This window comes from Yoonia sp. GPGPB17 (genome assembly GCF_037892195.1).
Taxonomy (GTDB): Bacteria; Pseudomonadota; Alphaproteobacteria; order Rhodobacterales; family Rhodobacteraceae; genus Yoonia.
In genome coordinates, this window is the sequence record NZ_JATACI010000002.1 from 631,920 (window position 1) to 652,659 (window position 20,740).

The 20,740-nt window shown below is 57.8% G+C and carries 21 protein-coding genes and 3 pseudogenes; 15 read left to right on the forward strand and 9 right to left on the reverse strand.

The features are described 5' to 3' along the window. Window positions 1–12: 12 nt before the first annotated feature. Window positions 13–843, reverse strand: coding sequence for a GNAT family N-acetyltransferase (locus QTO30_RS03520; RefSeq protein WP_340422545.1), 831 nt, complete (start codon window positions 841–843; stop codon window positions 13–15). 57 nt (window positions 844–900) lie between these two features. On the opposite strand from QTO30_RS03520, the gene QTO30_RS03525 reads away from it, so the two are divergent. Then, complete coding sequence (locus QTO30_RS03525) at window positions 901–1,041, forward strand: hypothetical protein (protein ID WP_340422547.1); 141 nt, start codon at window positions 901–903, stop codon at window positions 1,039–1,041. On the opposite strand, the gene tyrS is transcribed toward QTO30_RS03525, so the two are convergent. Continuing rightward, complete coding sequence (gene tyrS / locus QTO30_RS03530) at window positions 1,038–2,288, reverse strand: tyrosine--tRNA ligase (RefSeq protein ID WP_340422549.1); 1,251 nt, start codon at window positions 2,286–2,288, stop codon at window positions 1,038–1,040. The two genes, QTO30_RS03525 and tyrS, sit on opposite strands and share 4 nt — an antisense overlap. 63 nt (window positions 2,289–2,351) lie before the next feature. Between tyrS and QTO30_RS03535 the strand changes: the two genes are divergently transcribed. Together QTO30_RS03535 and QTO30_RS03540 are read left to right on the forward strand one after the other, a co-directional pair. Beyond that, on the forward strand, window positions 2,352–3,458 hold the full coding sequence (locus QTO30_RS03535) for an anhydro-N-acetylmuramic acid kinase (RefSeq protein ID WP_340422550.1): 1,107 nt from the start codon (window positions 2,352–2,354) through the stop codon (window positions 3,456–3,458). A 213-nt stretch (window positions 3,459–3,671) separates the two neighbouring features. Next, window positions 3,672–4,301, forward strand: a complete 630-nt coding sequence (locus QTO30_RS03540) for an outer membrane protein (RefSeq protein WP_340422552.1) — start codon at window positions 3,672–3,674, stop codon at window positions 4,299–4,301. A gap of 100 nt (window positions 4,302–4,401) precedes the next feature. On the opposite strand, the gene QTO30_RS03545 is transcribed toward QTO30_RS03540, so the two are convergent. The 3 genes and pseudogenes from QTO30_RS03545 to soxR form a co-directional block, all read right to left on the reverse strand. Next, window positions 4,402–5,211 (reverse strand): isocitrate lyase/PEP mutase family protein, encoded by an 810-nt coding sequence (locus tag QTO30_RS03545; protein ID WP_340422554.1) that lies wholly within the window; start codon window positions 5,209–5,211, stop codon window positions 4,402–4,404. Between the two features lie 19 nt (window positions 5,212–5,230). Further along, window positions 5,231–6,414, reverse strand: a pseudogene (locus QTO30_RS03550) (pyridoxal phosphate-dependent aminotransferase). Between the two features lie 32 nt (window positions 6,415–6,446). Then, on the reverse strand, window positions 6,447–6,890 hold the full coding sequence (gene soxR / locus QTO30_RS03555; protein WP_340422555.1) for a redox-sensitive transcriptional activator SoxR: 444 nt from the start codon (window positions 6,888–6,890) through the stop codon (window positions 6,447–6,449). 77 nt (window positions 6,891–6,967) lie between these two features. On the opposite strand from soxR, the gene QTO30_RS03560 reads away from it, so the two are divergent. Both QTO30_RS03560 and QTO30_RS03565 read left to right on the forward strand, forming a co-directional pair. Then, on the forward strand, window positions 6,968–7,144 hold the full coding sequence (locus QTO30_RS03560; protein ID WP_340422556.1) for a hypothetical protein: 177 nt from the start codon (window positions 6,968–6,970) through the stop codon (window positions 7,142–7,144). A gap of 2 nt (window positions 7,145–7,146) precedes the next feature. Continuing rightward, window positions 7,147–7,533 (forward strand): VOC family protein, encoded by a 387-nt coding sequence (locus QTO30_RS03565; RefSeq protein WP_340422558.1) that lies wholly within the window; start codon window positions 7,147–7,149, stop codon window positions 7,531–7,533. On the opposite strand, the gene QTO30_RS03570 is transcribed toward QTO30_RS03565, so the two are convergent. Continuing rightward, window positions 7,520–7,858: an MmcQ/YjbR family DNA-binding protein gene (locus QTO30_RS03570; RefSeq protein WP_340422559.1), complete on the reverse strand. Its 339-nt coding sequence runs from the start codon at window positions 7,856–7,858 to the stop codon at window positions 7,520–7,522. The two genes, QTO30_RS03565 and QTO30_RS03570, sit on opposite strands and share 14 nt — an antisense overlap. Before the next feature lie 421 nt (window positions 7,859–8,279). On the opposite strand from QTO30_RS03570, the gene cysS reads away from it, so the two are divergent. Genes cysS through QTO30_RS03590 form a run of 4 tightly spaced genes read left to right on the forward strand, consistent with a single transcriptional unit; the run spans window position 8,280 to window position 12,522 of the window. After that, a complete protein-coding gene (cysS, locus tag QTO30_RS03575) occupies window positions 8,280–9,713 on the forward strand; it encodes a cysteine--tRNA ligase (protein ID WP_340422560.1) in 1,434 nt (477 codons plus the stop codon). Between the two features lies 1 nt (window position 9,714). Then, window positions 9,715–11,334, forward strand: a complete 1,620-nt coding sequence (gene cimA, locus QTO30_RS03580; protein WP_340422561.1) for a citramalate synthase — start codon at window positions 9,715–9,717, stop codon at window positions 11,332–11,334. Continuing rightward, on the forward strand, window positions 11,331–11,765 hold the full coding sequence (locus QTO30_RS03585; protein WP_340422562.1) for a hypothetical protein: 435 nt from the start codon (window positions 11,331–11,333) through the stop codon (window positions 11,763–11,765). The genes cimA and QTO30_RS03585 overlap by 4 nt, the downstream gene beginning before the upstream one ends. Further along, a complete protein-coding gene (locus QTO30_RS03590) occupies window positions 11,755–12,522 on the forward strand; it encodes a squalene/phytoene synthase family protein (RefSeq protein WP_340422563.1) in 768 nt (255 codons plus the stop codon). Before QTO30_RS03585 ends, QTO30_RS03590 begins: the two co-directional genes overlap by 11 nt. Here the strand turns inward: QTO30_RS03590 and QTO30_RS03595 are convergent. From QTO30_RS03595 to cobA, 3 genes and pseudogenes are all read right to left on the reverse strand, one after another. Beyond that, on the reverse strand, window positions 12,519–13,733 hold the full coding sequence (locus tag QTO30_RS03595; protein WP_340422564.1) for an MFS transporter: 1,215 nt from the start codon (window positions 13,731–13,733) through the stop codon (window positions 12,519–12,521). The two genes, QTO30_RS03590 and QTO30_RS03595, sit on opposite strands and share 4 nt — an antisense overlap. 43 nt (window positions 13,734–13,776) lie before the next feature. Further along, window positions 13,777–15,028, reverse strand: a pseudogene (locus tag QTO30_RS03600) (cobyrinate a,c-diamide synthase). A 69-nt stretch (window positions 15,029–15,097) separates the two neighbouring features. Continuing rightward, window positions 15,098–15,949: a uroporphyrinogen-III C-methyltransferase gene (gene cobA, locus QTO30_RS03605; protein WP_340422565.1), complete on the reverse strand. Its 852-nt coding sequence runs from the start codon at window positions 15,947–15,949 to the stop codon at window positions 15,098–15,100. Window positions 15,950–16,047: 98 nt separating this feature from the next. Here cobA and QTO30_RS03610 point away from each other — a divergent pair. The 6 genes and pseudogenes from QTO30_RS03610 (at window position 16,048) to QTO30_RS03635 (ending at window position 20,658) form a co-directional block, all read left to right on the forward strand. Next, window positions 16,048–17,099 (forward strand): annotated as a pseudogene (locus QTO30_RS03610) (cobalt-precorrin-5B (C(1))-methyltransferase). Then, window positions 17,096–17,818 (forward strand): cobalt-precorrin-6A reductase, encoded by a 723-nt coding sequence (locus QTO30_RS03615; protein ID WP_340422567.1) that lies wholly within the window; start codon window positions 17,096–17,098, stop codon window positions 17,816–17,818. The pseudogene QTO30_RS03610 and the gene QTO30_RS03615 overlap by 4 nt, the downstream one beginning before the upstream one ends. 14 nt (window positions 17,819–17,832) lie before the next feature. After that, on the forward strand, window positions 17,833–18,444 hold the full coding sequence (locus QTO30_RS03620) for a DNA-3-methyladenine glycosylase family protein (RefSeq protein ID WP_340425860.1): 612 nt from the start codon (window positions 17,833–17,835) through the stop codon (window positions 18,442–18,444). Further along, window positions 18,441–19,109: an alpha/beta hydrolase gene (locus tag QTO30_RS03625; RefSeq protein ID WP_340422569.1), complete on the forward strand. Its 669-nt coding sequence runs from the start codon at window positions 18,441–18,443 to the stop codon at window positions 19,107–19,109. The genes QTO30_RS03620 and QTO30_RS03625 overlap by 4 nt, the downstream gene beginning before the upstream one ends. A gap of 101 nt (window positions 19,110–19,210) precedes the next feature. Continuing rightward, the gene (locus tag QTO30_RS03630; RefSeq protein WP_340422570.1) at window positions 19,211–19,846 is read left to right on the forward strand and encodes a GGDEF domain-containing protein; all 636 of its coding nucleotides are present in this window, start codon (window positions 19,211–19,213) and stop codon (window positions 19,844–19,846) included. A gap of 224 nt (window positions 19,847–20,070) precedes the next feature. Beyond that, window positions 20,071–20,658, forward strand: coding sequence for an HNH endonuclease (locus QTO30_RS03635; protein ID WP_340422572.1), 588 nt, complete (start codon window positions 20,071–20,073; stop codon window positions 20,656–20,658). Window positions 20,659–20,740 lie beyond the last annotated feature (82 nt).

Below are 20,740 nucleotides of genomic sequence, written 5' to 3' on the forward strand. Positions count from 1 at the left end.
TTTGAGTAAGCATCAGTTCTGCGCAACCGCCGAAATCCTTTGGCAGCCCGGTATCCGTAACCAGGTTCCGCCCAATGGGCGTACCTTTGCACCTGTGCCGATCTTGAACCGGGCAAGGCCGGGGCTTGTATCCGTATCGACCAGACCAAGATCCAGCCTGCAATAGCCACGCTCTGCAAGGTCGTCAGCCGCTTGCATGATCATCCGGTGATGCGCGCAGAGCGCCCGCCCACGCGCATTGGTCCATCCAATGTGATAGGTCGCCACCGGCGCATGCAGCAGGAACAACATGCCAGCAACGGGTGTGTCACCCTCGTAAGCGATCAGAACCCGTACGGCGCGTGGGGTCGCGACGGCATAAGCGTTGATCAGATCATGCGGCAGGCCACGAAACCGTTTGCTGCGTTGTTGGGCCAGATCAGCCTGCAAAAGCCAGGCATGCGTGTTGATGTTATAGCGCTGCTCAGCCAGGAAAAGCGGTGCGGATTGTGCCGCGCGCCAAGCATTGCGCCATTTTGGTTTCAACGCGCGGGAGCGTTCATCCGCGCGGGTGGTTAAATCGAGTTCTGCGACATATGCATTCGTCATAACGCGGCGAAACCCGGCAGCGCGCAGCGTTGCATCTTGCGGCGTATCGGCATTGATCATCCGCAGGTCTGTACGGTGCAAGCCGTCCTGGTTCCGGTTTTCATGCCAGATGGGTCCGCGTGAGGTCATGTGCTGTCCAAACTGCTGAACGGTCAGAACCGGGGCGGCACCGTCAAGATCAACAAATGCGACCTGCCGCCCCAATCGTGCGAGCGCTGCCGCAAAAAAGGGGTGTTGCTGCAAGGGGAGGGGCACATCAGATCGCATCGCCCCGTTAAGCCATTTGAAACCTAAGTCACCGTTAATGGCGCCATGAAAAAACACGCACAATCTGTTTCTGGCGTCGTCGCGCCAGCGCCGCGCCCCACGGTGCTGGGTGCGGCCCTTATCGCCGTGATCATGACGTTTCCGGTGGCCGTCACGGTCCTGTTCGTGGGGCTGCTTTTGCTTTAGCCCAGCTGCACCAATGCGTGACGTTTCTTCCCGGCACTCAGTTTGATGGGCGTGGCAAGGGCTTTGGCATCAATGACCAGACCCGCCTCGGTCAATGGGGCGTCATTCATCTTGGCGCCATTTTCCGCAATCAGGCGTTTGGCTTCCTTACCGCTTTTGGCAAGGCCGGACTTGACGATCAACTGCACGATGGAAATGCCATCGCCCAGATCATCCGCCGCCAAGGTCAATGTGGGCAGATCATCACCAACGCCACCTTTTTCAAAGACTTCGCGCGCCGTCGCTTCCGCCGTTTGCGCGGCTTCTGCTCCGTGCAGCAAGGTTGTGACCTCGTTGGCCAGAATGATCTTGGCCGCGTTGATCTCGGACCCTTGCAATGCGCCGAGACGGTCGCATTCATCAATCGGCAACTCCGTGTAGAGCTTGAGGAAACGCCCGGTGTCGGCATCGGTTGTGTTGCGCCAGAACTGCCAGAATTCATAGGGGCTGCACATATCAGCATTCAGCCAGACAGCGCCGGATTGGGATTTGCCCATCTTCTTGCCGTCACTGGTGGTCAGCAAAGGTGAGGTCAGCCCGTAAATCTCCTGATCCAGCACCCGGCGCGTCAGGTCGATCCCGTTCACGATGTTGCCCCATTGATCCGAGCCACCCATCTGCAACAGGCACCCATAGCGGCGGTTCAGTTCAAGGAAGTCATAGGCCTGCAAGATCATGTAGTTGAATTCGAGGAACGACAGTGACTGTTCACGGTCCAACCTTGATTTCACGCTTTCAAACGATAGCATGCGGTTGATCGAGAAATGCCGCCCGATATCGCGCAGAAAGTCGAGGTAGTTCAGCCCGTCCAGCCATTCGGCATTGTTGATCATCATCGCATCGGTGGGCGCATCACCATAGGTCAGGTAGGCCGAAAACACCTGTTTGATGCCCGCAATATTGTCGTCGATCTGATCCGGCCCCAGTAAAGGGCGCTCATCTGCACGGAACGACGGATCGCCCACTTTCGTCGTACCTCCACCCATCAGCGTGATGGGCTTGTGTCCAGTTTTTTGCAGCCAACGCAGCATCATGATCTGAATCAGTGAACCCACGTGCAGTGACTTGGCCGTTGCATCAAAGCCGATGTAGGCGGGGGTCACACCCTTGCTCAGCGCCTCGTCCAGCCCTTGATAATCCGTGCAGTCGGCCAGAAAGCCGCGCGTCATCATGACATTCATGAAATCGGATTTGGGGTGGTAGGTCATTGGCTTGTTCCTGGCGTTGTCTCGGTGCACTCTATAGTCAGGACGGCAGGCTAGGGAAAGCGGATGTTGCGAACAGGCGTGGTGACGGCTTTGGGGACGATGTCTGGCACTTCGCTGGATGGCGTTGATGCGGCGATCTTACAGACCGATGGGGAGCAGATTTTTGAGTTTGGCCCCACGTCTTACCGCGCATACACCCAAGAGCAGCAAGCGACTATCAAGGACTACCTCGGTCGGTGGCCAGGCGATGACTTGGGCGTGGTAGCAAGAATTATTGAAGACCATCATCTCAAGGTGATGGAGCCAATGGGCGTCGTTGATATTGCAGGCTTTCACGGACAGACTTTGGCCCATGATCCCGGCGGGCGCGGGACGCATCAGTGTGGCGACGGTGCAAGGCTGGCAAAAGTACTGGGATATCCGGTGGCATGGGACTTCCGCACAGCGGACGTCGCAGCAGGCGGGCAGGGTGCGCCATTGGCCCCATTCTATCACTTTGCCTTGGCAAAATGGATCAAGGCTGACGCGCCTGTCGCTTTCCTGAACCTAGGCGGTGTCGGTAATATCACCTGGGTTGATCCATCTCGCGATGATCCGGCGGACCCGGCGGCCCTGATGGCTTTTGATACGGGGCCAGCCAATGCCCCGATGAACGATCTGATGCGCACACGGCATGATATGGCATATGACGTGGGCGGCGAACTGGCGGCGCAAGGCCAAGTTGATGCGGCCATTGTCGCAGCTTTCATGGCACATCCTTACTTTCGCAAGGCGATCCCAAAGTCACTTGATCGCGACGCCTTCGGCGACCTGAGCCGCGCCGTAACGGCCCTGTCTGATGCAGATGCGCTTGCCACATTGGCGCAAGCCGTGATCGAATGTGTCGTCGCAGCCTGTGCTATTTGTCCTACGAACCCTGAAAAGCTGCTGGTCACAGGCGGTGGGCGGCACAATAAAACGCTGATGTCGGGCCTGGCCGATAGTTTGCCCTGCGATGTGGCCCCGGTCGAGGCTGTTGGTTTGGACGGTGACATGCTTGAAGCGCAGGCCTTTGCCTATCTGGCCGTCCGAGTCGCACGCGGTTTGCCGACTACAAGCCCACAAACCACTGGTGTAGCCCGATCAATGACGGGTGGGCGGATTGCACCGGCTTTCAAGAGCGCGGGCTAAATTCCCGAAAACAAGCGCTAAAACCTGCCGATCCGTGCACAATCACGCCGATTTGATGTAATTGTGTCAAGCATAGGCAGTGATTGGCCGATATTCAGCAGCGCAATCCGCTCGAACCCGCCGATCAGATTCACAGCGTCATGAGACCCGTTGAACCCCTCGCTCAAAGTGTCACCTGTACCGAACACGACAACCGGATTAACGGAGACAAAAATGAATACGACATTGAAATTCGCCCGCACGAGCATGTTGGCCGCACCTTTGGCTTTGGCCACAGGTATGGCGTCAGCTGGCGGTATCTCAGAGCCTATTGCGGCACCTGCGCCAGCCCCAGCGCCCATTGCGGCTGCGCCCGTCGCAGTCGGCAATGACTGGACCGGTTTTTATGCCGGTGGCCAGCTTGGATTTGGACGACTGGATTCTGATGCCATCCTTGACGATGACGATCCAGAAGGTGCGATCTACGGTGTGCACGCAGGCTACAACTATGATTTCGGTAGCATCGTGCTGGGTGGTGAGATCGATTATGATCTGACCAACATCGAAGTCGACGATCCGTCTTCTGAAGTGGATTCAATTGCCCGCGCCAAAGCAAAGCTCGGTTATGATGCGGGCCAGTTTATGCCTTACATCACTGCCGGTGTGGCGCGCGTAGAAACGACCGATGCACTTGATGGTGACACAGACGGCAGCTTTGCCGGTCTGGGCGTGTCTTACATGATGAACGATGCGATCATCCTTGGTGGTGAGGTCCTGCAACATCAGTTTGAGGATTTTGCCGACAGCGATGGTGTCGATGTCGACGCGACAACACTTTCGTTGCGTGCGTCGTTCAAATTCTAAACCCTTTTGGGAATAAGCATCCTACCGCACTGTCCCTTCCCCAAAAAACCGATGCAAGGGATGCTTATTGGGGCCTGTCACCGCGCTGACAGGCCCCTTTTCATGTCAGCAGATCGTCAATGATGTCGCTGCTGATCCCATTCTTCAGGACGGAAAAACCACCACCCTCCAGCATTCCTTGTGCGGCGTCAAAAAGCGCCCGATGGGTAACACGTGCCAAAGCTGACCCGACCGAGAGACGCGCAGCACCAATCCTGGCAAAGGCAGCCTGCGTCTGGGCCGTGTAGGGGCCTGCCACCAAGGCGTTCACCGGCGCGGTCGTCTTGGCACAAATTTTTGCCAAGGCATCCATATCAGGCGGAAGCGGGGCATAAAGGCAATCTGCCCCTGCGACCTCAAAAGCGCGTAAACGGTGGATCGCTTCGTCAGTGTCGTAGACACCCGTCATGATCCCATCAGCACGGGCGGTCAGCACAAAATCATGCGGCAAGGCGCGTGCTGTCGCGGCAGCGGCGCGGATTCGTTCCACGGCAAGATCAAAATCATATGCCTCTGGTGAGGGCAGGGCGATATCTTCGATGCATACCCCGGCCAGCCCGACTTCGGCAGCCATGCGTACCGTTTCGGCACAGGTGTCCGGGTCATCGCCAAATCCGTTCTCAAAGTCGCCCTGAACCGGAACTGACACGACCGATACGATCTCTGCCGCATGCGCGAGGGCTTCATCTCGCGTGACCGTGCCGCCATCAGGCCGCCCCAGTGTAAAGGCATGCGCGGCAGAAGAGGTCGCCAGCGCCTTGGCCCCCATCGCTGCCATCATTTTGGCCGATCCACGATCCCAGACGTTCACCATCAGGAATGGATCGCCTTTGATGTGGAGGGCGCGAAAACCTGCAGCAATATCTGTCATGGCCGTTGTCCTTTATGGGCTAAGGTGGCGTTTGTCCCGCTTTTGCGCTGGCAAAGGCAATCAGGCGCGAGCGCGTCGACATATTGATCATCCGCAATAGTCATCGCCACACGCACATGGCCCGCCGCGGCGTGACCAAAGCTTTCACCCGGCATGACGGCGATATGTTCTGCATCGAGCAGGGCATTGGCGAAGTCTTCTCCGGTCATTCCCGTCGCGCGGAGGTCTAGCATCACGTACATCGCCCCTTGTGCGGGCACTACGCGCACAACGTTTTGCCCTTCAAGCGCCTGCATGGTCAGCGCACGCCTACGGCGGAAGGGTTCCGCGACTTCTTTTTCAACCATATCGCCTTGGTTCAACGCAAAGTCAGCGGCATCCTGAATGAAGCTTAGCCACACCATAGGTCGTATGCGTGGCAAGATTAATTATATGTTCAATTGCGTCAGCGGGCCCGCAGATCCAGCCAACCCGGCTGCCGGTCATGGCATGGCTTTTCGACATTGACCCCACAACCAACGTGCGCTCGGCCATGCCCGGCAGGCTGCGAGGGGTGATGTGGCGGCCCTCCCAGACTTGGGTATCATAGACTTCATCCGAAATCAGCCAAAGGTCATTGGCGGTACATGCATTTGCAATCGCGTGCAACGTCGCCGCCGAATACACCACGCCCGTGGGGTTGTTGGGCGTGTTGACCAGCAATGATGCGGCACCCGTAGTTGCTTCAATCAACATCTCGGATGTGGGCTGAAACGCGGTGTCTGGTGTCGTGATGATGGGCTTCGGCACAGCCCCTGCGCCACGGATGGTGCCGGGATAGGTCGCGTAATAGGGGTCTATGTAGACCGCTGTGTCACCGGGATCGCAGACGGCTGTATGCGCGGCAAACAGAGCGGCCTGACCGCCGGGTGTGATTAGAATGTTGTCGGCGGTTGTGGGTACACCGGTGCGAGTCGCAATCCGAGCCGCAACACTTTTGCGCAACGCGTGTGTGCCCGGGACCATGGCGTAACCCGTGTGTCCGCCAACAGCCGCGGCATGCATGGCGTCCAGAATGTCTGGGCTTGTGCCAATGTCGTGTTCGCCAATGGTCAGTTCCGTCACCGGAATGCCCTCGGCAACCATGCGTCTTGCCTTGTAAAAGACGTCCCAGCCGTCAGAGCCGCCGCCAGTGATATGGGTGATACGATGTGAGAGTTTCATAGGTGCAGAGGAACGGCCTTCGCAAGGTGAAGTCAAGTGGTTGTCGCACGCAGATTGCGTGGCCCCGGACCTTCTGCACCTTTCACGTCTGCCGGGTTGTAAAGCGCACAGGATTTCAGGCTCAGACAGCCACATCCGATACAGCCATCCAGCTTGTCGCGCAGGTCTTCCAGCGCGGCAATGCGGGTATCAATATCCTGACGAAACGCGCGGCTGATCCGGGTCCAATCCGCCTTTGACGGGGCCCTGTGATCCGGCAAGCGCCGCAAATGCGGGGCGATTTCGGACAGGCTGAACCCCAGTTTCTGGGCCGCCATCACGAAGGACAGTCTGCGAATGTCAGAGCGCCCGTAACGGCGATGTCCACCCTTGTTGCGCAGGGGTTTGACGATGTCATGCGTCTCATAAAACCGGATCGCTGACACGGCCAAACCGGTCCGCGCCGCCAGATCGCCAATGGTCAGTCCTTGTGACATGCAAAATAATCCTTGATCTCAAGTTAACTTGAGGAATGAAAACAGATTCGAACGCTTTTGGACAGAGGAGAAAAGACATGCCAAAACCTGCAACATTCCGCTACTGTGCCGATCCGGAGGCATTGATGGCGATGAAACATGACGGACTGGGCTGGGGGCATGATTTGGACTGTGGTTGTTTTCATGATCAGAACCACAACGTCGGGCCTGGCGGCATTGCCCGTATCATTGCTGCATTTAGAAGGAAGACCTGAAGATGGCTTATGTGGAGCACGTCAACATCACCGTAGCCGACCCTCAGCAAACAGCGCAGATGTTGTCGGATCTTTTTGGCTGGCATGTCCGTTGGGAAGGGGCCGCGATCAACGGCGGTTATACTGTCCACGTTGGCACTGAGAGCAGCTACATCGCGCTTTATACCGGTCCCGGTGGGGCACCGCATCAGAAGCCTGCCGATAACAGCTATCTGCAACGGGCTGGGTTCAACCATGTGGGCGTAGTGGTCGATGATGTGGATGCGATGGAAGAGAAAGTGAAAGCGAAGGGGTTAGAAACCCATAGCCACGCGGACTACGAACCGGGCAAGAGGTTCTACTTTCACGATCTTGATGGCGTCGAATACGAAGTGATCAGCTACCCTTGATCTCTGCCTGCGCCTTCTTGGTCAGCCCGCCCAGGACAATGTCGTAAGATACAGCGATCCGGTGGCGCAGCTCGTCTTCGGCGCTGTCGAAACCGACCAACACCCAGCTTTTGTGAAAATAAGGGGCCTTGGTGGCGGCACCGGCATCAATCAACATGGTGGCGGTGTCCACGCTATCGGTCTTGACACAAACGCCGTCGATGCGGTCGCCAAAGCAGGCAAACATCTTGCCGCCAACCTTCCAGCTGTCCAGTTCGGTCGTGGGATCGGATGCAGTCGCTCCGGAGTAGGCGGCGCAGATCTGGTTGACGAGGGCACGTGACATGGCTTTAGGATGACGGATGTACGGAAGTCTGGCAAGATGACGCGGCTTATGCCGGGCTCACCACTGACATCTATGTCCATTCAAAGCGCCATCTCAATCCGAAGGGGAGCGCAACCGTTTTCAAGGGCACCACCACAGATCCGGATGGGATAACGGCAGATTTTTATTTGCATATTTACGCCACACTTTGCGTGAATAGCATGATAGCTCTTTGTTCAATGGGTGCGCTGGACAAATGAGGTTGCTCATTTATCCAGACTGGACGAAACCACTGCCAACTGCTATCCCACCCCCATGAAGAGCATCTGCATCATTACCTGCTGCATTATTATCTGCTGACATCTGTCGCGGGTTGCTCTTTCACGTTTCCAATCAAAACTGAACTTGGTAAGCCCGCGGCGTAACCCTGCGCGAGGCCCAAATGACGACCATCCGCCTGAACAACACAAAGACCCGCAAGCGCGAGGAGTTTGTACCGATTGAACCGCAAAACATACGTTTGTACCTCTGCGGGCCAACGGTTTACGACCGTGCGCATATGGGCAATCTGCGGCCTTCGCTGGTGTTTGACGTGCTGTTTCGCCTGCTGAAAGAAGTCTATGGCGCAGATCATGTGACCTATGTGCGCAATTTCACGGATGTTGATGACAAGATCAATGCGCGCGCCGCTGAATCGGGCCGGGCGATTGGCGACATCACGGCAGAAACGATCCAGTGGTATCACGATGATCTGGATGCCGTAGGCTTGCAGCGCCCCACGCATGAGCCACGCGCGACCGCGCATATTCCGCAAATGATTGCGATGATCGCCGATTTGATCGCGAAGGGTCATGCCTATGCGGCGGAAGGTCACGTGCTTTTCGCGGTTGATAGCTATGCCGAGTACGGTGCGCTTTCGGGGCGTTCGATCGACGATATGATCGCCGGCGCGCGCGTCGAAGTGGCCCCCTACAAGCGCAATCCGATGGATTTTGTGCTGTGGAAACCGTCTGGTGATGGTGTGCCGGGATGGGACAGCCCCTGGGGCTACGGTCGTCCGGGTTGGCACATCGAATGCTCGGCCATGAGCCATGAATTGCTGGGTGAGAGCTTTGACATTCATGGCGGCGGCAATGATCTGCAATTCCCGCATCATGAGAATGAGATTGCGCAATCTGCTTGTGCCCATCCCCATGGTGAATTCGCCCGCTACTGGGTGCATAACGAGATGCTGCAAGTCGAAGGTAAGAAGATGTCCAAGTCCTTGGGCAATTTTTTCACCATCCGCGATCTGCTGGATCAGGGTGTACCGGGTGAGGTGATCCGCTTGGTGATGCTGGGCACACACTATAGCAAGACAATGGATTGGACCGAGGCGCGGCGGGCCGAAGCCGAAGGCACATTGCGCAAATGGTACGGCATTCTGCACGGACATGGCTTTGGGCCAGAGTTGATTGCGGCCTTGGAGGCGGAGGGCAAATGGCAGCCTGACGCAGAGTTTCTTGGTGTTTTGGCCAATGATCTGAATACCTCCGGCGCTTTGGCGCGCTTGCATGTTCTTGCCAAGGGAAAGACGCCCGTTGCTTTGGCGGGCTTTGCTTACGGTTTGCAGATGTTGGGATTGGTCAACGATTGGTCCGCGATCCCACAGTTTGATGGCGGCGAAGCGGGTGCCGGTGTGGCCACGGCGGTTGCGGAACGCGTGGATGCCTTGCTGGCGGATCGGGCAGCGGCCCGGGCGGCCAAGGATTGGGCGCGCGCAGATGAGGTGCGCGATATCCTGAATGCGGCAGGTGTGCAGGTCACGGACGTCGGTGGGCAGGCCACTTGGGCGCCCGGGCCCAACTTTGATGCTGCGAAATTGGAGGGGGTCTAGCATGGGCAAGGAACGCCTCTACCTCTTTGATACCACCCTGCGCGATGGCGCGCAGACCCAAGGGGTGCAGTTTTCTGCTGGGGAAAAGCAGCAGATCGCGGCTGTGCTGGATGACCTTGGCCTTGATTACATCGAAGGCGGTTGGCCGGGTGCCAACCCGACCGATACTGAGTTCTTCGCAAGCCCGCCCAAAACGAAAGCGACCTTCACCGCCTTTGGCATGACCAAGCGCAGCGGCCGCTCGGCTGAGAATGACGATGTACTGGCGGCGGTGATGAATGCGGACACGCCAGCGGTCTGCTTGGTCGGCAAAGCGCATGATTTTCATGTGACGACTGCGCTTGGGATCAGTCTTGAGGAGAATATTGAAAACCTCTCTGCCAGCTTTGCCCATATCAAGGCGCAGGGCCGTGAGGGACTTTTTGATGCCGAACATTTCTTCGACGGCTACAAAGCAAACCCTGACTACGCTTTGCAGGCGATCCATGCGGCCCATGACGCGGGCGCGCGCTGGATCGTGCTGTGCGATACCAATGGCGGTGTGCTGCCCCATGAGGTGTCCGAAATTGTCACGGCGGTAATCGCGAGCGGCATTCCTGGTGAGCATCTGGCGATCCATACCCACAATGACACCGAGAGTGCGGTGGCTAATACATTGGCTGCCGTACTGGCAGGTGCGCGGCAGGTGCAGGGGACGTTGAACGGGCTGGGTGAGCGGTGCGGCAATGCGAACCTGACGACATTGATCCCGACGCTGCTGTTGAAAGAACCCTACGCCAGCATGTTTGAAACGGGTGTGTCACCGAACGCTCTGAAGGGGTTGCGCCGCGCGTCGCGCCTGCTTGATGACATTCTCAACCGGGTGCCTGCCAAGCAAGCGCCCTATGTCGGCGCCTCGGCCTTTGCGCATAAGTCAGGGCTGCATGCGTCGGCGATTGCGAAAGATCCGGCCACTTACGAACACATTGATCCGGCGGCGGTGGGCAATACCCGCATTGTACCGATGTCCAATCAGGCCGGGCAGTCCAACCTGCGTACACGTCTGCTAGAGGCAGGACTGGAGGTCGCGGCGGATGACCCGGCCTTGCCCCGCATTGTCGAGCGGATCAAGGAACGCGAGGCGCAAGGCTATTCTTATGATACGGCGCAAGCCAGTTTTGAGCTTCTGGCGCGCGAAGAGCTCGGGACATTGCCGCAGTTTTTTGAAGTGAAACGCTACCGGGTGACGGTTGAGCGGCGCAAGAACAAGCGCAATCAGATGGTGTCAATCTCCGAGGCGGTTGTGGTCACGAAGGTCCATGGCAAGAAGATGCTGAATGTCAGCGAAAGTCAGGGGCCGGATGGGTCTGATCAGGGCCCGGTCAACGCGCTCTCCCGCGCGCTGTCCAAGGATCTTGGACCTTATCAGGAGATCATCGACGATATGCAGTTGGTCGACTTCAAAGTCCGCATCACCAATGGCGGGACCGAGGCTGTGACCCGCGTGATCATTGATAGCGAAGACGGCAAGGGCCGCCGCTGGTCGACTGTGGGTGTCAGCGCCAACATCGTGGATGCCTCCTTTGATGCATTGATTGATGCGATCAATTGGAAGCTGATCCGGGATGGGGCGAAGGCATGATCAGGGCATTTGTTTTATGCCTTGGTTTGCTAACGGCCTGCACGCAGCAACAACAACCTTTTCTACCCTCCGTTTCGGTTGGATCAGGTGGTTCCATTTGGGGCGGAAGCGCAACCACCTATTTCGCCGATGATACGGTTGTTGTGCGCAGCTGGGGCGGGACGCCGGATAGCTTGAAAGAAGAGCGCTTTGTTTTACCACAGGGTACTTTTGCTGCCCTACAAAAGGTCGCGCTTCTGCAACTCGATAGCATTGTCGTGCCTGACGAAACGCAAGCTTGCTTGGACTATGGTTCTGATTTCATTGCAGTGTCTCTGTCCGAGAACGAGGTTAGCCGTGTCGATGTCAGTTGCCCATACCCGCCGGTGACTGCGGGTCGGAATGCGATCAGAACTGCCGCATCAAATCCGGGTTTCGCACATGAGCTTTGAGGCTTGCGCTGCTCTGGTCGAAAAAGCCGATCCGTTGCGTTTTCGCGTCGCTATGGCGGCGCCGGTGGCAGTGCGTCAAATCCTGTTTCCGCTTTATGCGTTCAACGTCGAAGTGGCGCGCGCGCCTTGGGTGACCCAAGAGGCGATGATTGCCGAGATGCGCCTGCAATGGTGGCGCGATGCGCTGGACGAGATTGCTGCGGGCAAGACATCCCGTCGTCATGAGGTGGTCGATGCTCTGGCAGGTTGTCTGGATCCAGAGGGCGCGCAGTGCCTAGACGGGTTGGTCGCGGCGCGGCGGTGGGATGTGTATAAAGACCCATTTGAGGGCCCGGATCATTTTGACGAATACATCAACGCCACATCAGGCCATTTGATGTGGACAGCGGCGCGTTTGCTGGGGGCGGCGGATGAAAGCACCGTGCGCGATTTTGCTTATGGCGTGGGGATCGCGAATATCTTTCAGGCTGTCCCAGCGCTCACCGCGCAATCGCGCCAGCCGCTGATTGATACCTCCGACGCCGGAATCAAGGCGCTCGCTGCGCAAGGTTCGGTGCGATTGAACAAAGCCAAGTCGCAACGGCGTACCGTCCCAAAAGCATCGGGCCCAGCTTTGGTGGCAGGTTACCATGCGCGTCCGGTGTTGCAGATGGTGCAAGAGGCGCCGGGGCGCGTCATGGCCGACGCGCTGGACACAAACCCAGCACGCGACAGTCTGCGGTTTTTGAACGTCTCTTTACGTGGTTGGTGGCGCTAGACAGCCATTTTGGGCTGGCGCACCAACCAGATCAGCGATCCGCCTGCCAATACCAGGAACGGCACCATCGCGAGGTTGACTGCATTCCAGCCCTCTACAGGCGAGCCGCCAGAGCAATTCATCAGCCCGCCAGAGGCCAATGATGCAACGGTCACCATCCCAAAGACGATCATGTCGTTCATGCCTTGCACGGCGCCGCGTTCCTCGGGTCTGTGTGCGCCCGCAAGCATTGTGGTGGCACCGATGAACCCAAAGTTCCACCCAAGGCCCAGCAGGATAAGCGCGATATAGAAGTTCCCCAGTTCCACGCCGGACAATGCGACACCACCGGCCAGCGCGAGAATGATCAGGCCAAGTGAAACGATCCGCTCAACGCCGAAGCGCGCAATAAGATGTCCGGTAACGAAAGAAGGGGCGAACATGGCCAGCACATGGGCTGAGACGATGTCGTTGGCGTCATCCGTGGTAAAGCCGCAGCCAACGACTGCCAGCGGCGTCGAGGTCATCACAAGGTTCATCAGCGAATAGGACACCATCGCACAAATGATCGCGACGAGGATACGCGGATCACGCAGCAGCTCCATCCGGGTGCGTCCGGCGACGGGCGCAGCCTCGGGCTCTTTCTTGGAGCCTTTCGGCAGGTCCAGCCAGAGGAAAAGGAACATACCCACGAGGTTCAACACGATGATGGCCATATAGGTGCCCAGAAAAGGAACGACATAAGCATCTTGCACCAGCTTGTTCAGCTGTGGGCCAACGATGGCGGACAATAGCCCACCGGCCATCACGTATGAAATAGCTTTGGGACGGAAGGCATCGGATGCTGTGTCCGTCGCGGCAAAACGGTAAAAACCCTGTGCGGACATATAGATACCAGTCAAATATGATCCGGCAAGCAGTATCACAAAGGAACTGGTGTAGAGACCATAAGCGGATACCGCGGCCCCGGTTGCCCCGGCGAATGCACCAAGGAAAAACCCGAAACGCCGCCCATTGCGTTGCATCAGCGGGCTGATCCAGGGTGCGGTTGTCATGGAGCCGAACACGATAAACGAGATGGGCAGGGTGGCAAGACAAGGGTTGGAGGCGAGTTGCCCACCTGCCAGTCCACCAACCACGAAAATCATGGGGAGCTGCGCGCCAAGGATAGCTTGCGCAAGCACCAGTACGGCCACATTGCGTTTGGCCCGTGTATCGTCAATGTAAGTCATGGTGGTATCGGTACGCCCGCTCTGGGAAAGGTGCAAGGACTGCTTATACCTGATCAATAATATGGGCGAAGCTGCCGCTGACATTGTTCTGGATCAAGCCCATAGGCGGCAGGGTGGTGCCTTCAGCATCGCAGGCATCAAAGAGCGGTGTCCCTTCGGCGCGCAGGGTGGTGGCATAGTGAAACTCATGCCCTTTCCAAGCACCAGCAAAGGGTCCATCGCGCGCGGATAGATCACGATAGCCAAGGTGTAGTTTCGGTGCGGCGAATGATGTTTCGAGCGGCAGCAGCCCCGCCATTTTGTGCTGGTGGCCGTCTTTATCGGTCAGCGTTTCACCCAAGGTCATGTAGCCCCCGCACTCGCCATAAATCTGCGCCCTACTGGTGCGCAGTGACGACAGGAAGGTTGTATTTGCGGCGAGCTTCCCTGCGTGAAGTTCAGGATACCCCCCGGCAGGTAAATCATTTCGACGTCCGGTGCGGGTTCATCTGCAAGCGGCGAAAAGAAGTGCAGGCTTGCGCTTAAGCGTCTTGCCAATCCCGCAGAAGATGGGGGTAGCTAAAGGCAAATGCGGCATCTTGCGCAATGGCAATCGTTTGCGCGGGTGGTTTGGGCTTTCGGTCATACGCGGCCGTCTTCATGGGTTTGAGCAACAATTTCAGCGCAGGTATATCGCAATGCGCCAGAACCAAATCTGCGGCACCATCCAGAAAGCTATCAAGATCGGGTCTTTCCTGCGCTTGAACGAGACCAAGGTGCCTTGACGGCTGGGTGAGTTTTTTGCTGCGCGGAATCGCACCAAAAACGGAAATATCCCCAAGCGCCCGGCGCAACATGCCTTCATGACGCGCAGAACCCACATTGTTGAGGATGACGCCCGCAATCTGCACCTTTGGATCATGTTGAATGAACCCCTGTGCCAGAGGTGCGACTGATCCTGCCATTTTTCCGGCGTCGATCACCAGAACAACGGGGAGGTCAAGACAGCGTGCAAGATCCGCCGTAGCGCCTTTCCCGTCTGGTGGCGCGCCGTCAAAGAGCCCCATGGCTCCTTCGATAATCAGGGGGATTGGACCCGCGCTGAGCGCTTTGAGGCGGGCAGGGGCCATCGCCCAGGCGTCAAGATTGAGGCAGGCATGACCGCAGGCGGCTTCGTGAAACCGCGGATCAATGTAATCTGGGCCCGACTTGGCGGCCCTAACGGGCACTTCGCGTCTTCTGAAGGCGCGTAACAGGCCAAGGGTGAGTGTGGTTTTGCCGCTGCCAGAGGATGGCGCGGCAATCACAAAGCTCATCGCGCTTGGAGGCTGAGGGCAGCCTCAGGCGGACGTCTTGTGGGCAAGATGATAGGGTGGTGCATCGGTCTAGGCCGATTCTGCAGGGCGTCCGCGTCCCAATGGATCAAGGTTGCGCGGTGCTTGCCCCAAGGCCATGTTTTGCCAGTCAAGCACTTGCCGCATCAGTACAGATTGTCCGACGCATATGATGGCTGGTGGTGAAAGACCTGCCGCATGGATATCTGCGACAATTGTGCCAAGCGTCGTTTCCAACACCTGCTGCTCATCGGTTGTGGCTGTTGTCACCACAGCGGCGGGCTCATACGGGCTGCGTCCCGCGTCCATCAACTGCGTTGCGATTTGGGCAATGTGTTTCATGCCCATATAAATTACGATGACCTGACTGCCCTTCGATATGCTGACCCAGTCAAGCGAGCTGGGCGTATTCCCGGACTGATCATGTCCCGTCACGAATGTGACGGATTGGTTCACGTCACGGTGGGTAACAGGGATGCCTGCATAGGCCAGCCCACCAATGCCAGCCGAGATACCGGGGATGATGCGGATGGGGATGTCGTGCTGCACCAGCGTTTGCGCTTCTTCGCCGCCGCGTCCGAAGACGAAAGGGTCACCGCCTTTGAGCCGCAGAACACGTTTACCTGCGCGCGCCAGATCGACCAGCCGCAATGAGATATCGCGTTGCTTGGCGGAGGGTTTGCCGCCGCGCTTGCCTGCATAGATATGTTCGGCTTGCGGTGCCCATGTCAGGATTTCTTCCTGTACCAAGGCGTCATAGATCACCACATCAGCCTGTCGCAACGCGTTGACCGCATGCAGCGTCAGCAATCCCGGATCACCCGGACCGGCCCCGCAAAGCCAAACCCAGCCGGGTTCTAACGTAGGCCACGTGTGGCTGGGGAGGGGGATGTCAGTGCTCATAGCGTCTTTATGCCGCCGAATGGCGGGCTTGGAAAGGTGACAAACGACCTTGGATTGGTGATTGCCGTCATGGGCGTGCCTGCCTATCGTCGCGCGCAATGACCGATGAGACCACCACAGAATTGCGCCGCGGCTGGACCACAGGCGCGTGTGCGACAGCAGCGACAAAAGCGGCGTTGATGCGTCTGTGGGGCGGCGCGTTTCCGCGTGAGGTCGGGATTACGCTGCCAAAGGGCGAAACGCCGGTGTTTCCACTGGCCGTGGCAGAGGCTTAAGCGACGGCTGGGCGCGTGTGGGGATTACTAAGGATGCCGGGGATGATCCGGATGTGACCCATGGCGCCATGATCGTTGTGACGGTGTCGGCGTCCTTGGGTGGCGTGCTATTTGCTGCGGGTGACGGTGTGGGCACTGTGACCAAGGCGGGATTGCCAATCGGTGTCGGCGAGCCAGCGATCAATCCGGTGCCGCGTCAAATGATGACGGCGGTCGTGCAGGACATGGCCGCGCAGTTCGACCATCCACCCGACGTAACCCTAGAAGTGTCCGTGCCGGGTGGGCAGGAGCTTGCCCACAAAACATGGAACCCGCGTTTAGGGATTGAAGGTGGCTTGTCTATTCTCGGGACCACCGGGGTTGTGCGCCCTTTTAGCTGCGCTGCCTGGATCGCGTCGATCCATCGGGGCATTGATGTCGCGCGCGCCGGCGGCTTGCCGCATGTCGCAGGCTGCACGGGGGCGACCTCTGAGAGCGTAGTACAAGCGCTTTATGATCTGCCCGATCACGCGATGCTGGATATGGGTGACTTTGCGGGGGGCATGCTGAAGTATCTCGTGAAACATCCTGTTGGTCGTGTCACCATTGGCGGCGGCATTGGCAAGATCACCAAACTGGCGCAGGGGGCCATTGATCTGCACTCGGGGCGCAGTCAGGTGGATTTCGCGCAACTGGCCGAGATGGCGAACGATCAGCGGTTGAGGGATGCCAATACGGCCTTGGAAGCCTATGAGATTGCCGGGCCTGACTTGGCGCAGGCGGTTGCGGAACAGGCTCTGTTTCAAGTGAAAGATCGGTTCGGAACGCCCGACATCGCGTTCGATATCGTTGTGATTGACCGCAAAGGCACAATTATCGCGAGGGCGGGCGTATGACCTTGCTTTTACTGGGGGGTACGGGCGAGGCGCGCCAGATCGCGGCGCGTCTTCAGGGGCAGGATGCCGTGATTTCGCTTGCCGGTGCCACACGCACCCCCGAGGCGCAGCCCCTGCCGACCCGCATTGGGGGCTTTGGTGGCGTATCTGGTTTCAAGACCTATTTGCAGGATGCCGGGATCACAGCGGTTCTGGATGCGACCCATCCTTTTGCGCATCGCATTACGGCGCGGACAGCAGAGGTGTGTCATGCGCGACAGCTGCCTTATGTTCAGTTTCTGCGTCCCGGATGGCAACCAGAGCCGGGGGACAACTGGATCGAGATCCTGTCCGAGCAGGAGGCTGCCGCTCATATCCCACAGGGATCAATCGTGTTTTTGGGAACGGGCCGACAGACCTTAGAGCGCTTTGCCAATCTAACAGGGCGCGAAGTGATTTGTCGCCAGATTGATCCGCCGGACGGGCCATTCCCGTTTCCCGGTGGGCGATATCTTGTGGGACGACCGCCGTTCTCGGTCGCGGATGAGATTGCCCTGTTCCAGAAGCTTGGCGTTGATTTTCTGGTGGTCAAGAATGCCGGTGGGGCACCAAGTCGCACAAAACTGACTGCGGCCAGACAGTTGGGTATTTCGGTTTTGATGATAGCTCGCCCGCCGCAAGGGGATTGGCCGATAGTGGACACCGTTGAGGGTGCGTTGGGGTGGGTACAAGCGCTGTGACCGAACGCGTTATCATGTCAGACGCTTGTGTCTCAGAAGGGGCGGCTTGGCTATGTACCGCAGAGCCTCGGTTTGCGCAGGCGATGGCTGGGTTGCCGCCCTTGCCATTGCGCTTGAAGCCGGATGGATTTGCCCAGTTGCTGAGCGCGATTGTAAGCCAGCAGGTCAGTGTCGCGTCTGCCAATGCCATCTGGGGCCGGTTGCAAGAGGCAGGGATGGCTGATCCTGTTCGGGTTTCCGGTGCCACCGAAGAAGACCTTCGGGCATTGGGTCTAAGCAGGCAAAAGGCAAAATATGCACGTGCTTTGGCTAATGCTCGGATTAACTATGATGAGCTGCATCGGTTGCCCGCGCGCGATGTCATCAAGATATTGACCGCAGTGCCAGGGATCGGTGCCTGGACCGCAGAGGTTTATGCCATGTTTTCGCTGGGCCGGGCGGATGTCTTTGCACCGGGAGATCTGGCGCTGCAAGAAGCGGCGAAACTGATCTTTGCGTTGCCAGAACGGCCCAAAGAAAAGGACTTGCGGGTCATGGCTGACGCTTGGTCCCCTTGGCGGTCGGTTGCGGCGCGGATCATGTGGGCCTACTACAAGCAGCACAAACAACGGGAAGGCATCAGATGACACGAGCTTTGGACGCCCAGCGGCGCGAACCGGTATCGGGCGAGATACGGTCTTGCGTGGTGTTTTTACATGGCTACGGGGCCAATGCCGCTGATCTGATTGGTCTGGCTGATCCCTTGGGTGAGCATATGCCCGATACGCTGTTCATTTCCCCCGATGCGCCCGAAGAGTGTCGGGGTGCGCCCATGGGTCGGCAGTGGTTTCCAATCCCTTGGATTGACGGATCGAGTGAAGAAGAGAGCAAACTTGGCCTTGAGCGCGCCGCCGCTGATCTGGATGCTTTTTTGGATGGTGTGATGGTCGATGAAGATCTTCTGCCCGAACAGGTGATGGTCTTGGGTTTTTCGCAAGGCACAATGATGGCACTGCATGTGGTCCCGCGCCGCGAGGATCCGATTGCCGGGATCGTCGCTTTTTCGGGTCGTCTGTTGGAACCCGAATTGCTGGCCGATGAAACCCAAAGCCGCCCGCCGGTTTTGTTGATCCATGGGGATGCGGATGACGTGGTGCCGCCCCAATCGCTGCCACAGGCGGCCGAAGCTTTGCAGGAAGCTGGCTGGAAAGAGGTTTATGCGCATATCATGAAGGGGACAGGGCATGGGATTGCGCCCGATGGTCTTTCAGTTGCGCTGGCGTTTATGCGTGATAGGCTGGGATTGAGTTAACGGGAGAGTGTGATGTTTTCTTCTGTTAAGTGTTCCTTACAAACTCCATGTAATTGTGTTCCAAAGGGTCATTGGGCCCCTTGGGTAGGACGGGTCTAGATATGCACAGCCCCATCGTTTCACTTTTGGGCCCAAAGAACCGGCTTGGCTGGTTTATACGCTATACCATTCTGGCGATGGGGGTGGTTGGCACTGTTTTTGCGCATGATGTAATCACTGACAACGCCTTTCATGGCAATACCGCACAGTACATTGGCGCGATGGTGATGATTGGTCTGCCGCTCTATGCCGTTGCCACAGGGATCATGGCCGATATGGGTCGTTTGCGCGTCCAATTGATTGAGGCTGCCGAAACAGACCAGATGACAGGTTTGCTACAACGTCAGGCCTTTCTGCGACGCACCGATCGTAAGTTGCATCAAACCGGTACGCTCTTGATGCTGGATATTGATGGGCTTGGACAGATTAACGCCAAACATGACCATCACGCAGGCGATCTGTGTCTGATGGCCTTGGCAATACGGCTGCGCGAAGTGACACGCGATACGGATGTGGTCGGGCGGATTGATGGGGCAACAATTGCGGTCTATCTGCCCGGCACACCGTTGGATCGGGCCGTGCTGCCGCAGAACGCCTTGCGCAGGGCATACAGGTCACAACAGGCAGTACGCGGTTTGAAGTTACCGTCTCTGTCGGCGTGGCATTGGCCGATGGCGAAACGACATTGGCCAGACTGATGCAGCAAGCCGAAGCGGCTCTGTTGCGCGCAAAGGCGCGTGGTCGCGCTCAGGTGATGATGTCGGACGGGCAAATCGCCGCCTGAACAACACCACAGTAGCGGTTTTTGTCGCATATTCTGGGGGTTGTCACATTTCTGACGCGATATATAGTTCATTGTCATAAGAAGAATGCGGGACTGCCGCTTTGACTGCTCCCGCACAGCCTATCTGGGGTGTGACCTATGACGCAGACCGAATTCAGAACTGACTTTGTGCGCGAGCCGGGTGCGCTCAAGCATTATCCGGCGTTGGTGCTGAATGCAGACTATCGCCCGTTGTCCTATTACCCTCTGTCGCTTTGGCCGTGGCAGGAGGCCGTGAAGGCCGCATGGCTGGATCGTGTCGATATCGTCAGCGAATACGACGAGGTGGTGCGCAGCCCCTCCACGGTCATAAGAATTCCGTCGGTTGTTGTGCTCAAAGACTATGTTAAACCGCAAAAACAGGTGGCGTTTACGCGCTTCAACCTGTTTCTGCGGGATGAATTCAGTTGCCAATACTGCGGAGCAAAGGGCGATCTGACCTTTGACCACGTGGTGCCACGCGCCAGCGGCGGCGTCACCAGCTGGGAAAACGTCGTCGCGGCCTGTTCGCCCTGCAATCTGCGCAAAGGCTCGCGGTCGCTCAAGGAATCTGGCATGAGCCTACAGAAACCGCCGCGCCGCCCCGTGCCAGAGCAATTGCATAACGTAGGACGCAAGTTTCCACCAAACCACCTGCACGACAGCTGGGTTGATTTCCTCTATTGGGATGCCGAACTCGAGGCCTAAGTCACACCGCGCTAGACTTGTGGACGTGACCGGGGTAGGAAGGCGGCGTTAGCGCTAACGCACCATCCATAGGGGAGTTTGC